Here is a 13,099-nt window from a genome sequence, read left to right as displayed (position 1 = left end):
TGCTTTATACCGATGGACTATAGCCTAGCTGGTAAAAACTATTTACCACTATGATTGCAGTTTGATCTTTAAGGCCACGACATTGACGAGGGAGGACGCCACATGTCGAATGGATTTCTTGCTTTATTTGCATTTTTGCCGATTTTCGTAGCCGGTGTAATGCTGGTTGGATTTCGTATTCAAGCCCGGATCGCCATGCCGGTCACTTACTTGATTACAGTCGTTGTTGCGATGGCTCTATGGGGCATGAGTGGCAACCGTGTCATCGCTTCTACCATCCAGGGGTTGATCCAGACCGCCGGATTGCTCTGGATTATCTTTGGTGCAATCCTGCTGCTCAATACATTGAAACATTCGGGTGGCATTTCTGCGATCCGTTCCGGTTTCGCACAAATCAGTCCTGATCGACGCATTCAAGTGTTTCTGATTGCCTGGCTTTTCGGTTCATTCATCGAAGGGGCATCTGGCTTTGGGACGCCTGCTGCTGTTGTCGCCCCGTTAATGGTTGCCGTTGGCTTTCCAGCACTTGCTGCAGTCACATTCGGTCTTATTATTCAATCGACCCCGGTTTCTTTCGGCGCAGTTGGAACGCCATTGATTGTTGGCGTTCAATCGGGTCTTAATCGCGAGGCATTGACGGAGCAGCTCCAAAGCGCTGGTTCGAACTGGGAACATTTCTTTCACATCATAACTTCGGAAGTGGCCATCCTGCATGCAGTTTGTGGGACTTTCATGCCACTTTTCCTCGTTGTCATCATGACACGCTTCTTCGGTCGAAATCGTTCTTGGACTGAAGGGCTCGCTATCTTGCCTTTCGCCATTTTTGCAGCGTTTGCATTCACTATTCCTTATGTTCTCAGCGCTGTGTTTCTGGGTGCTGAATTTCCGTCAATGATCGGGGGACTTGTGGGGCTGGCTCTCGCAACGCTTGCAGCACGGGCCGGATTTCTAATGCCAAAGCAAACCTGGGATTTTGCGCCAGCGTCAGAATGGCCTGAAGGCTGGATGGGCAGCGTCGAGATGAAGCTCGATGAGCTGACATCTCGAAAGATATCGCTGGGACTTGCCTGGGCGCCATATATACTTCTTGCGCTGTTTCTCGTTGTAAGTCGCACATTCCCTGCTGTTGGAAATGCTTTGAAGTCGGTGACTTTCGCCGCAACCAACATCATGGGAGAGACAGGTATAAGTGGTGACTTTGCGCCCTTGTTTCTGCCCGGTGGATTGCTCGTTATTGTCTGTCTGATCACCTTCTTCATTCACCGCATGTCTGTCACGCAACTATCAAAGGCGTTCGGTGAAAGTACGAAGACCTTGCTCGGAGCAGGTTTTGTTCTGCTTTTCACGGTTCCGATGGTTCGTGTGATGATCAATTCCGGCGTCAATTCAAAGGAGTTGGTCAGTATGCCGCTGATGGTGGCAGATTGGGTAGCGGTCGAGGTAGGCAGTATCTATCCGTTGTTCGCCCCGTCCGTCGGTGCTCTCGGCGCGTTCCTTGCGGGCTCCAATACCGTTTCGAATCTCATGCTCAGCCAATTCCAATATGGTGTTGCAGAAGGGTTGGGACTTTCCGGAGCTTTGATGGTTGCGGGACAGTCAGTGGGTGCCGCAGCAGGTAATATGATCGCTATTCATAATGTTGTGGCTGCTTCAGCAACTGTGGGACTGTTGGGTCGCGAAGGCTTGACGATGCGCATGACGATCATTCCGACTATCTATTATGTGACACTGGCAGGTACGTTGTTGCTGATCGGATTCTATATGATGGGCATCGGTGATCCGCTTGTTGGTTCACAAGCAGAATAAAGCCTGTATAAGCGGCCCCGCACCTATTGTGTCGGGGCCGTTTCCCGCCTTTTGCTTGACATTGCAGGCTCAAGCCCCTAAAGCCACACCCAATCTATCCGCGATCTTCAGAACGCGAGCCACCGACCGGGACCCATTTGGTATAAAGAGATCCCGGAGGTCCACATCCGACAGCGCGATGCGCCCTCGGGTGCTGTATCGCTTTGGTTGCTTCTTGAACTGGTCTGATCAAAGAACGATGTATCCCTGACGAAGCCTTACGCCTCCTCTCGGATTAAAAGGAAACTCGATGTTTGAATCACTTCAGGAGCGTCTTGGCTCCATTCTGAACGGCCTTACCGGACGCGGCGCTCTTTCTGAAAGCGACGTGACGGCTGCGCTGCGCGAAGTGCGTCGTGCGCTTATTGAAGCCGACGTTTCGCTGGAAGTGGTTCGCTCGTTTACCGATCGCGTTCGTGAGAAGGCAGTCGGCGCAGAAATTCTGAAAAGCATCAAGCCCGGCCAGATGGTCGTTAAGATCGTCCATGACGAACTTATCGAAATGCTCGGCACTGAAGGCGTTTCGATTGACCTGAACGCACCGGCACCTGTCGTCATTATGATGGTGGGTCTGCAGGGCTCAGGTAAAACGACGACAACCGGCAAGATCTCCAAGCGTTTGACCGAACGTCAGCGCAAGAAGGTGTTGATGGCGTCGCTCGATACACGTCGTCCGGCAGCACAGGAACAGCTTCGTCAGCTTGGCATCCAGACCTCTGTCGATACATTGCCGATCATCGCTGGCCAGTCGCCGGTTGAAATCGCCAAGCGCGCCGTTCAGGCTGCAAAGCTTGGCGGTCATGATGTGGTGATCCTCGATACTGCTGGTCGCACGCATATCGACGAGCCGCTGATGGTGGAAATGGCGGATATCCGCAAGGCCGCCAATCCGCATGAAATCCTGCTTGTGGCAGACAGCCTCACCGGTCAGGACGCCGTTAATCTCGCGCGCAATTTTGATGAACGCGTGGGTATTACCGGTATCGTTCTCACCCGTATGGATGGCGATGGTCGTGGCGGTGCAGCCCTTTCGATGCGCGCCATCACCGGCAAGCCGATCAAGCTGATCGCCACCGGCGAAAAAATGGATGCGCTTGAGGAGTTCTATCCAAAGCGCATTGCCGACCGAATTCTGGGCATGGGCGACATTGTTTCGCTCGTCGAAAAGGCTGCCGAAAACATCGACGCGGAAAAAGCCGCTGCGATGGCCAAGAAGATGCAGTCGGGCAAGTTCGATCTCAACGATCTTGCTGACCAGCTGGGCCAGATGAAAAAGCTCGGTGGTATGGGCAGCATCATGGGCATGATGCCCGGCATGGGCGGAATGAAGGACAAGGCTGCAGCAGCCGGTCTTGACGACAAGGTATTTGATCGTCAGCTCGCCATCATCGGCTCGATGACCAAGGCTGAGCGCGCCAATCCCGACCTTCTCAAGCACAGCCGCAAGCAGCGCATTGCCAAGGGTTCCGGCACCAATGCTGCCGACATCAACAAGCTTCTCAAGATGCACCGCCAGATGGCCGACATGATGAAAGTCATGGGCAAGGGCAAGGGCGGAATGATGAAGCAGATGATGGGCGGCCTTGCCAACAAGATGGGCCTTGGTGGTCTCGGCGGTATGGGCGGTATGCCTGATCTCTCCAAAATGGACCCAAAGCAGCTTGAAGCACTTGCCAAACAGGCCGAAGCCGCGGGTCTCACCAAGGGTGGTGGTCTGCCGGGTCTTCCCGGTGGTGGTCTGCCCGGTTTAGGTGGACCTAAGCTTCCAGGTCTTGGCGGCGGTCTTCCCGGTTTGCCGAAGAAGAAGTGAGTAAGATGGCTGACGAACAGAACACTGTACCTGCTGAACTTCTCGCACTGCGTGCGTCCATCGATAACATCGATGCAGCACTGATCCACATGCTTGCGGAGCGCTTTCGCTGCACCAAGGCTGTGGGTGTCCTGAAAGCTGAGCGTGGCCTTGCTGCTGCTGACCCAGCCCGTGAGAAGCGTCAGGTCGAGCGCCTTCGTGGCCTCGCAGTTGATGCCCATCTCGATCCAGATTTTGCCGAAAAATTCCTGAACTTCATCGTGAAGGAAGTCATTCGGCACCATGAGCATGCCGCTGCCAATCACAGCGGAAACTGAACACCGTAAAAGCGGTTCAACCGATTGCCCGTCAGGGCAGAACTATTGTCTAAAGGAAAGAAAAAATGGCTCTTAAGATCCGTCTCGCCCGCGCTGGCTCCAAGAAGCGTCCTTACTACCACGTTGTTGTTGCTGACGCTCGCAGCCCACGCGACGGCCGTTTCATCGAAACCGTTGGTGCATGGAACCCAATGCTTGCTAAAGACGCTGAACGCGTAAAGCTCGACGCTGACCGCATCCAGCATTGGATTGCACAGGGCGCACAGCCAACCGATCGCGTTCTTCGCTTCCTTGATCAGGCCGGTCTTGCAAAGCGTGAAGAACGCAGCAACCTGACCAAGGGTCTGCCAGGTAAGAAGGCTCAGGAGCGTCTCGCTCTTGCCAAGCAGGCTGAAGAAGATGCAGCTGCAAAGGCTGCAGCTGAAGCAGAAGCCGCTGCTGCCGCAGCAGCTGCTCCAGCTGAAGAAGCTGCAAGCGAATAGTCTTTCGCACATTGCGAATGGAAAAAGCGGCGGAGCAATCCGCCGCTTTTTTTTATGTTCTGATTTAAGGTCTGTATGATTTTACTTCAGATCCATTTGCCAGGTCTGCCCGATCAGATCAACGCCGAACGAATGGTGCGGTGCTTCGTCGACAAGCTGGAATCCAGCCCGCTCATAGAGACGCCGGGCTGTGGTCAAAACGCTATTCGTCCATAAGGTGAGTTGATCGTCACCGACTGCGCGGGCGCGTTCAATACAAGCATTTACCAGCTTCGCCCCGACACCTGTTCCGCGTGCTTCCTGCTCGACATAAAGCAAACGCAGTTTGCCAAGCTTTGGCCGGTCTCCACGCACCAGAAAGACCGAGCCAATGATGCGACCATCGAGTTCAGCCACCCAGGCTCCATCATGTGTTGGGTCAAAGGATTCAATGTAGTCGGCAAGAATACGGGCGACGAGTGCTTCATATTCGTGGTTCCAGCCATATTCTTTGGTGTAAAGCACAGCTTGCCTATGGATGATCCAGCCGAGGTCGCCAGCCTGCAAGTCTCGTAGCTTCGCTTCCGGACGGTGATCCTCATCGAATATGCGCATGATGGTGCCTGCGGCAGCCACCAGATTGGTGCGCTGGTCCGGATGCAGTTCGTCGAGTAGCCCACCGACAGCCTTGCAGGTGTTGCTTTCGAGTGCCGAATAGGCTTTTCGCCCTGCGTCGGTCAGTTCAATCGGACGGCTACGGCCACCATCAGGGTGCTGCGATGTTTCCAGCAAGCCACGTTCAGCAAATCGTTTCAGCGTTCTGCTGAGCTGACCACGATCAAGCCCGAGAACGCGCATGACGTCTGCGGCAGTCGGCATGGCCCGATGTGCGATCTCGTAGAGAATGCGCGCTTCAGTGAGCGTGAACGGGCTCTTGTCGAGATGAGCGTTGAGTAGGCCTAAGCGACGCGTATAGACGCGGTTGAAAGCGCGCAGCTTGCTAATATCGTCCTGATTTTGATTGAGTGTCATACCCGCATCTGCCTTTGCACGTCGCCTGTTATGTTGACTCTATCAATATACTGAATGTTGATAGAGTCAACATGATAGAAGAGCGTCAGTTTGTTTCGTCCAGGACGATGCTCGGATCATCTTGGCAAACGGGCTGGACGATGCGAGAAATTGCTTTATCTTATTGATTTGACGGCTCGCATTTTCGTCAACACGCATATGCGGGCAACCATGATTGTCTCTGGCGCTGCGAAGGCGCCTTTTTCAGGAGAACACTATGTCGGCTGTGACCGCTATCCGTTCTTTCTCATTCCCAGCATCGGTTCGCCGTATTTTCATTGCTCTGGGTCTTGTGATGCTTGTGCCGCTGCTTTCGGCTTGCGGTTTCAACACCATTCCCACCAATGAGGAAAAAGCCAAGGCTGCGTGGAGCGAAGTGCAGAACCAGTATCAGCGCCGTGCCGATCTCGTTCCCAACCTGGTTGAGACTGTGAAGGGTTATGCTGCCCACGAAAAAGAAACTCTGCAGGCTGTCATCGACGCGCGTGCCAAGGCAACGCAGGTGCAGATCACGCCGGAGACGCTCAATAATCCAGAGCTCTTCAAGCAGTTTCAGGACAATCAGGCCAACCTCACCAGTGCGCTTTCGCGCTTGATGGTGGTGGTGGAGCGCTATCCGGACCTCAAGGCCAACCAGAACTTCCTCGCACTGCAGTCGCAGCTTGAAGGCACGGAAAACCGCATTGCCGTGGCACGCCGCGATTATATCGAAGCAGTCCGCGTCTATAATACGGCGATCCGCACCATGCCGACGATGATCTGGACATGGATCTGGTATCGTGATGCCGTGCCAATGCAGACATTCACTGCAGATGCTGCAAACCAGTCGGCGCCTCAGGTCAACTTCAACAACTGATCGGGCGTTCCGTGGCAGCGTTGCTTCCCTTTCGTGAGGCGGTCGTTCGTGGCCTGAATGGGCCACGACTGGTTGCGGCTTTTCTGTTTTTTCTGTTTGCGAGTTTTGTTGCGGTTGGCGCGAATGCGCAGGATGCAGCACAGCCGGCACAGGTGCTGACGGGGCGTGTCGTTGATGCGGCGGGGATCATTGATCCGGCTGAGCGGCAGCAACTCACCCAGAAACTCGCGGATTTTGAAGCAAAGTCATCCGATCAGGTGGTCGTGGTGACTGTTCCAAGCCTCAATGGCGAGGACATTGAAAGCTATTCCAATCGCTTGTTCCGTGCCTGGGCGCTTGGTCAGAAGCAGGAAAACAACGGTATTCTGCTGGTTGTGGCACCCAATGATCGCAAGGTGCGTATCGAGGTCGGTTACGGGCTTGAAGGCACGATGACGGATGCGCTTTCGAGCGTCATCATCAATGGCACGATCATTCCGGAGTTCCGCACCGGCAATTATTCAAACGGTATCGTGCAGGGTGTCGATGGCATTCTGTCCGTGCTGTCCGGCGATGCTGCCGAACTTGAAGCGCGTGCCAAGCGGAATGTTCAGACGAGTTCCGGTTCGGATGACATCGATTGGGTTTTCGTCGTTTTCATTACCTTCTGGGCCCTGATCTTCTTCGGCGGCTTCGGCATGGCAATCCTGACACCGATTTTTGGCCAAAAGATCGGTCCGGGAAAATATCGCTGGCTTGGCATGGTGATGGATTTTAATTCCCGTGGCGGTTCCGGCGGCGGCGGCGGGTTTTCCGGCGGCGGTGGCGGATGGTCATCGGGCAGCAGCGGTGGCGGCGGGTTTTCCGGCGGCGGTGGTTCGTCGGGTGGCGGCGGCGCTTCGGGTAGCTGGTAAGGGAGAATTCTGTGCGAGGCAAAAACCTTATCAGCGATCAGGATCACAAGCGCATTGCCGAGGCGATCCGTGCTGCTGAAACCAATACGAGCGGTGAAATCTACGCGGTTCTGGCACGCACCAGCGATGACTATTTCTTTGCGGCGGGTTTTGTTGCGACCTGCGGCATCCTTATCGCGTCGGTGATCGCAGCGTTTCTTGCGCATTGGTACTGGTTTGATATTCGCCTGCCGATGTTCGGTCTGGCCGTGCTGGCTTCGTTCATCACAGCGATGCTGGTGCTGCGATTTTTGCCGTCAATCCGTCTTCTGCTTGTGCCGCGCCGTATTCGCTACAAGCGCGCGCATCTCAATGCGCTACAGCAGTTTCTGGCGCGCAATGTCCACATCACTGAACACCGCACCGGTATTCTGCTGTTTGTTTCCATGGCAGAACATTATGCGGAGGTGATTGCCGATGCAGGCATTCATGCGCGGGTCGAGCAGGAAGAATGGAACGGCATTGTTGCCACACTGACGCATCACGCTTCGCGTGCGGAAGTGGCAGAAGGTTTCGTGTTGGCGATAGGTCAGGCGGAGGCTTTGTTGGAAAATCATTTCCCCGCAGGCGAGCACAATATCAACGAACTGGACGATCATCTGATCGAGCTTTGATCGGTTGAATTGCGCGGCAGATTCGCCGCTCATTTGTGGCGAAATTTAGCTTTTATGACGCTTACGTAAAGCTCGCATGACCATTTCCGGAAAGCCAAACGGCATATTTCGAAATTTCCCGAAGGGTTTTCGAAGTTTTGTTCCAAATTAAATGGATTAGATGCGAGTTTTCTGGCTTTCACGGAAATATTTGGTTGTTTTCAACGATTTGTCATCGAAACGGGTGCCTAATCTGCTAGTTTGGCGCGCATTGCCATCATGACAGGAGTATCCGACGTGACTGCAAAGCAGGATCGGTCGAGCAAAGTTAAAGGTTCCAAGGCAAGCAAGGAGGAGAAGAAGGGAGGACAGTCGAAGGCGCTCATTGCCTTTTCGCAGCTTCTCTTCGAATGGGCACCGCCCGAAGATCTTGCGGCTTACGATGCTGCAGCACTCGATAAATCTGCCCAGTACGGCTATGAAGCGCTTGAATCTTATCGCAAGGGCAAGAGCATCATCAGCGTCGATAACAGCATCGAACGCCATGGCCGCCCCGTCAGCGTTATTACCATCGTCAACGACAACATGCCGTTCCTGCTCGACTCCATCATGGGTGAGCTGAACGATCATGTCAGCCAGATTTTCATGGTTGTTCACCCGGTTCTCGATATCGAGCGGGAAAAGGACGGCCTTACAATTCTGGGCGAAGCTTCGCAGCTCGCACCCGCCAAGGGCGTTGAGCGCGTCAGCCTTGTGCAGATCCATCTGCCAGCCCTCGACAAGCAGGCCAAAGCCGATCTGACCGCCGCCATCAAACGCGTGCTTGGACAGGTTCGCGCTGCTGTCAGCGACTGGAAACCGATGCTGAAACGTCTTGATGACGCTATCGCCGATTACAAGCGCGTTCAGGAACTGACGCTTGATCCAGCCATGCCGGAGGCAATCGCTTTCCTCGAATGGCTGCGTGATGATCGCTTCATTTTCCTCGGAATGCGCGAGCTGACCTTCAAGGGCAAGGGCGAAAAGCGTGAGTTGGTTCCGGTCAAGGAAACACTCGGAATCCTCAATGACAGCGAAGTCCGCGTTCTGCGCAAGGACGACGATGACACGGTTACGCCGCGCGAGGTTACAGAATTCCTCGATAGCAGCGAACCGCTGATCGTCACCAAGGCCAATTCGCTTTCACTGGTGCATCGCCGGTCTTACCTCGACTATGTTGGCGTGAAGATTTTTGGGCCGAATGGCGACGCGATTGGCGAGCTGCGTCTCGTTGGTCTGTTCACATCTGTTGCCTATATCAGCTCAGTTGCCGGTATTCCGTTCATCCGTTCTAAGGCTGATACGGTTATCAAGCACCTTGGCTTCAATCGTGAAGACCATTCCGGCAAGGCGCTTGTGAATGTGCTGGAAGAATATCCGCGTGATGAACTTTTCCAGATCGATGCGGAAAGCCTCACAGCCAATGCCGAACTGATCCTGGCTCTTGGCGAGCGCCCACGCGTTCGTGCAATCCCGCGTCTTGACCGCTTTGGCCGTTTTGCCACCGTACTGGTCTATATCCCGCGTGACCGTTACGACTCTGTCGTGCGTGAGAAGATTGGTCGCTACCTCGTCGAAATTTATAGCGGCGACAGCTTCGAATTCCATCCAGTCTTCCTGCAAAATGGTCTGACGCGCGTTCAGTTCGTCATCCGTCGTCATGAACGTTCCACGCCGCATGTGGATCGCGATGCGCTGGAAGAAGAAGTGCGTTCAATCGTTCGCACATGGGAAGACGCCGTGCGTGAAAGCTCGGACAGCGCAGATGCAAAGACCATTGCTCTGGCTTCGAGCTTCCCGCAATCCTATCGCGAAATCTTCACGGCTCCGGAAGCGCTGGTCGATGCAGAACGCATTGCTGGCCTGAGTGCAGAAGCCCCGCTTTTCGTGGACTTCTATCGTTATCGCACCGATGGTCCGGATGCGGTTTCGCTCAAGCTCTATCATCATGGCGCGCCGGTTGTGTTGTCACAGCGTGTGCCGCTTCTTGAAAACATGGGCTTCCGCGTTGTTAGCGAGCAGACCATCGATCTGCCGCAAGCAGGCAAAGATGGTGCTGCAGTTTACGTGCATGACATGCAGCTCGTGAACGCCTATGGCGCGCCGGTTGATCTGTCCGATGATGGCGAGATGCTGGAAGATGTGTTCCGCAATGTCTGGGACGCTCTCGCTGACAATGACGGTTATAACGCTCTGGTGCAGACCGCACGTCTGAGCGCACGCCAGATCATGATCCTGCGTTCTTATGGCCGCTATCTGCAGCAGGCAGGTATTGCCTATTCGCAAGGTTTCATTGCCGCAGCACTCAACCGCTATCCGGAAATCGCCAGCGATCTTTATTCGCTGTTTGATCTGCGCTTCAACCCATCGGCCAAGCGTCGCGACGCTGCTGAAAAGAAGCTGGTCGACGGTATCGAAACGGCACTTCTCGGCGTTCCAAGCATCGATGATGACCAGATTCTGCGTCGTTTCCGCAACCTGATCGAAGCAACGTTGCGTACCAATGCCTATCAGCCGGATGCTGAAGGCAAGCCACGCGTGACATTCGCGTTCAAGCTTAATCCGCGGCTTGTCGAAGGTCTGCCTGATCCGCGTCCGTATCGCGAGATTTTCGTCTATGGCCCGGAAGTGGAAGGCGTACACCTACGCTTTGGTGCTGTAGCGCGTGGCGGTCTGCGCTGGTCGGACCGCGCACAGGATTATCGCACAGAAGTCCTGGGTCTCGTAAAAGCACAGCAGGTCAAGAATGCGGTGATTGTCCCGGTTGGTGCCAAGGGCGGCTTCTATCCGAAGCGTCTGCCGGTTGGCGGCGATCGCAATGCCGTGTTTGAAGCCGGTCGTGATGCCTATAAGGTCTTCATTTCCACGCTTCTGTCGGTCACTGACAATATTCATGACAATGATGTTGTGCCGCCTGCGGAAGTGGTTCGTCACGACAATGACGATCCGTATTTCGTTGTTGCTGCCGATAAGGGCACGGCAACCTTCTCCGATACGGCAAATGCGATCAGCCAGGCACATGACTTCTGGCTCGATGATGCTTTCGCATCGGGTGGTTCTGCCGGTTACGACCACAAAGGTATGGCGATCACCGCGCGCGGTGCATGGGAAGCCGTGAAGCGGCATTTCCGTGAGTTCGACAAGGATATCCAGACCGAGCCGTTCACGGTTGCAGGTGTTGGCGATATGTCGGGTGACGTGTTCGGTAATGGTATGCTCCTGTCGGAGCAGATCAAGCTGGTTGCAGCCTTCGACCACCGCGATATCTTCATTGATCCAAGCCCTGTTCCAGCTGACGGCTTTGCAGAGCGTAAGCGTCTGTTCGAACTGCCGCGTTCGAGCTGGCAGGATTACGATCGCTCTAAAATCTCGTCAGGCGGTGGCGTTTATAGCCGCAGTCAGAAGACGATTACGCTGTCGGCAGAAGCGGCAAAGGCCATTGGCCTTGGCAAAACCACTGCTTCGCCGCAGGAAATCATGACGGCGATCCTGAAGGCGGAAGTTGATCTTCTGTGGTTCGGCGGTATCGGTACCTATATCCGAGCCGGTGCTGAAACGGATGCGCAGGTTGGTGATCGTGCCAATGATGCAATCCGTATCACGGGCTCGGAAGTTCGGGCGAAGGTTGTCGGCGAGGGGGCAAATCTCGGTGTCACGCAGCGCGGACGCATCGAATATGCACTGACTGCTGGCCGCAGCAATACCGATGCTATCGACAACTCTGCAGGCGTCAACTGCTCCGACGTTGAGGTCAACATCAAGATTGCATTGGCTGCTGCCATGCGTTCGGGCAAGCTCAAGCGTCCTGCACGCGACAAGCTGCTGGTGAGCATGACCGACGATGTGTCGGAACTGGTGCTGCGCAACAATTATCTGCAGCCGCTCGCACTTTCATTGAGCGAACGTCAGGGCCTCACGGAGCTGCCTTATCAGGCTCGCTTCATGGCCGAGCTTGAAGCGCGCAAGCTGCTGGATCGCAAGGTCGAGTATCTGCCATCGGACGCAGTGCTTAATGATCGTCAGAAATCAGGACAGCCGCTGACGCGTCCGGAACTCGCGGTTCTGCTCGCCTATGCCAAGCTGTCACTGTCGGATGATCTGGTGGCAAGCAGGCTTCCAGACGAGCCGTATTTCGAGCAGCTGTTGTTTGGTTACTTCCCGAAGCGTATGGTGAAAACCTATGCTGACGAAATTTCCAATCACCGCCTGAAGCGTGAAATCGTCGCTACTTTGCTGGCTAACGATATTATCAATCGTGGCGGCATCACCTTCATCAGCCGTTTGGCCGATACGACAGGCAAGTCGCCTGCCGATATCGTCCGCGCTTATGTGGCGGTGCGCGATGGCTTTGAGATCAATGCGATCTATGACGCTATCGATGCGCTCGATAACAAGGTGGCGGGTGATGTGCAGAACCAGTTCTATCATCTGGTTGGCGAGATGCTGCTTGCGACGACCGCCTGGGTTCTGCGCAACGACACCACGCGTGCAAATCTGACAGAACTGGTGAACACCATCACCACGGCCCGCTCGGCTCTTGAGCCACGCTTCGATAGTCTGATGCCGGACTACTTGATTGATGCAGTGCAGGCCGATAAGGCGACCTTTGTTGAAAAGGGTGCGCCTGAGAAACTTGCTCAGCGTCTGGCCAATCTGCAGCTTGCAGGCATCATGCCGGATATCGCATTGATCGCACATCTGGCTTCTGCCGATCTGGTTGCAACCGCCAAGGCTTATTTCGGTGTATCGGAAGCCTTCCGCATTGGTCGTATCGAAGAAGCAGCACGCACCATTCCAGTCACCGACTATTATGACGGTCTGGCACTATCGCGTGCGAGCGATACGATCACGCAGGCAGCGCGTGGCATCACGATTGCAGCACTGAAAAAGCACGGCAAGGACAAGGATCCGGCGGCGGCATGGTTTGCAGAAGATGCAGCGCGCATCGACCAGATCAGAAACCGTATGGTTGCTCTGACCGAAGGCGGCGATCTCACCGTGTCGCGTCTGGCAGTTGCCGCAGGGCTGATGTCCGATTTAACCCAATGAGGGTTCGACAACTCTGATTAAAAGGGGCGGCTTAGGTCGCCCTTTTTTGTTTATTGTCGGTGGTGATACCGCAGTATAAGGTCTGGCTTATTTATGACCGAATAGCTTTTTAACACCGGGGGCGAG

Annotated in this window: 9 protein-coding genes; 8 read left to right on the top strand and 1 reads right to left on the bottom strand. The window is 54.7% G+C overall.

Annotated elements, in window-relative coordinates; genetic code table 11:
- Positions 1-102 precede the first annotated feature (102 nt).
- The 4 genes from CEV34_RS05010 (at position 103) to rpsP (ending at position 4,454) form a co-directional block, all read left to right on the top strand.
- Complete coding sequence (locus tag CEV34_RS05010; RefSeq protein WP_007876891.1) at positions 103-1,806, top strand: L-lactate permease; 1,704 nt, start codon at positions 103-105, stop codon at positions 1,804-1,806.
- A 289-nt stretch (positions 1,807-2,095) separates the two neighbouring features.
- Positions 2,096-3,655 carry a signal recognition particle protein gene (ffh, locus tag CEV34_RS05005; protein ID WP_007876890.1) on the top strand — a complete coding sequence of 520 codons (1,560 nt, stop codon included), beginning with the start codon at positions 2,096-2,098 and terminating at the stop codon, positions 3,653-3,655.
- Between the two features lie 5 nt (positions 3,656-3,660).
- The gene (locus tag CEV34_RS05000; protein ID WP_007876888.1) at positions 3,661-3,972 is read left to right on the top strand and encodes a chorismate mutase; all 312 of its coding nucleotides are present in this window, start codon (positions 3,661-3,663) and stop codon (positions 3,970-3,972) included.
- Between the two features lie 65 nt (positions 3,973-4,037).
- Positions 4,038-4,454 (top strand): 30S ribosomal protein S16, encoded by a 417-nt coding sequence (gene rpsP / locus CEV34_RS04995; protein WP_064321108.1) that lies wholly within the window; start codon positions 4,038-4,040, stop codon positions 4,452-4,454.
- Positions 4,455-4,535: 81 nt separating this feature from the next.
- Here the strand turns inward: rpsP and CEV34_RS04990 are convergent, their stop codons facing one another.
- A complete protein-coding gene (locus tag CEV34_RS04990; protein ID WP_007876876.1) occupies positions 4,536-5,465 on the bottom strand; it encodes a bifunctional helix-turn-helix transcriptional regulator/GNAT family N-acetyltransferase in 930 nt (309 codons plus the stop codon).
- Positions 5,466-5,721: 256 nt separating this feature from the next.
- Between CEV34_RS04990 and CEV34_RS04985 the strand changes: the two genes are divergently transcribed.
- The 4 genes from CEV34_RS04985 (at position 5,722) to CEV34_RS04970 (ending at position 12,973) form a co-directional block, all read left to right on the top strand.
- Positions 5,722-6,360: a LemA family protein gene (locus tag CEV34_RS04985; protein WP_007876874.1), complete on the top strand. Its 639-nt coding sequence runs from the start codon at positions 5,722-5,724 to the stop codon at positions 6,358-6,360.
- A gap of 83 nt (positions 6,361-6,443) precedes the next feature.
- Complete coding sequence (locus CEV34_RS04980; protein ID WP_085982974.1) at positions 6,444-7,253, top strand: TPM domain-containing protein; 810 nt, start codon at positions 6,444-6,446, stop codon at positions 7,251-7,253.
- Positions 7,254-7,264: 11 nt separating this feature from the next.
- On the top strand, positions 7,265-7,906 hold the full coding sequence (locus CEV34_RS04975; RefSeq protein ID WP_007876872.1) for a TPM domain-containing protein: 642 nt from the start codon (positions 7,265-7,267) through the stop codon (positions 7,904-7,906).
- Positions 7,907-8,182: 276 nt separating this feature from the next.
- On the top strand, positions 8,183-12,973 hold the full coding sequence (locus CEV34_RS04970; RefSeq protein ID WP_094543328.1) for an NAD-glutamate dehydrogenase: 4,791 nt from the start codon (positions 8,183-8,185) through the stop codon (positions 12,971-12,973).
- The last annotated feature ends 126 nt before the right edge of the window (positions 12,974-13,099 follow it).

It is taken from the genome of Brucella pseudogrignonensis (assembly GCF_002252525.1).
GTDB lineage: Bacteria > Pseudomonadota > Alphaproteobacteria > Rhizobiales > Rhizobiaceae > Brucella > Brucella pseudogrignonensis.
The sequence above is the reverse complement of the archived record's forward strand: the minus strand, read 5'-3'. Positions and strand labels throughout refer to the sequence as shown.

Coding starts and splice junctions, on each gene's coding strand:
- CEV34_RS05000 (WP_007876888.1), top strand. CDS start 3,661: ATGGCTGACGAACAGAACACTGTACCTGCTGAACTTCTCGCACTGCGT.
- ffh (WP_007876890.1), top strand. CDS start 2,096: ATGTTTGAATCACTTCAGGAGCGTCTTGGCTCCATTCTGAACGGCCTT.
- CEV34_RS04985 (WP_007876874.1), top strand. CDS start 5,722: ATGTCGGCTGTGACCGCTATCCGTTCTTTCTCATTCCCAGCATCGGTT.
- CEV34_RS04990 (WP_007876876.1), bottom strand. CDS start 5,465: ATGACACTCAATCAAAATCAGGACGATATTAGCAAGCTGCGCGCTTTC.
- CEV34_RS05010 (WP_007876891.1), top strand. CDS start 103: ATGTCGAATGGATTTCTTGCTTTATTTGCATTTTTGCCGATTTTCGTA.
- rpsP (WP_064321108.1), top strand. CDS start 4,038: ATGGCTCTTAAGATCCGTCTCGCCCGCGCTGGCTCCAAGAAGCGTCCT.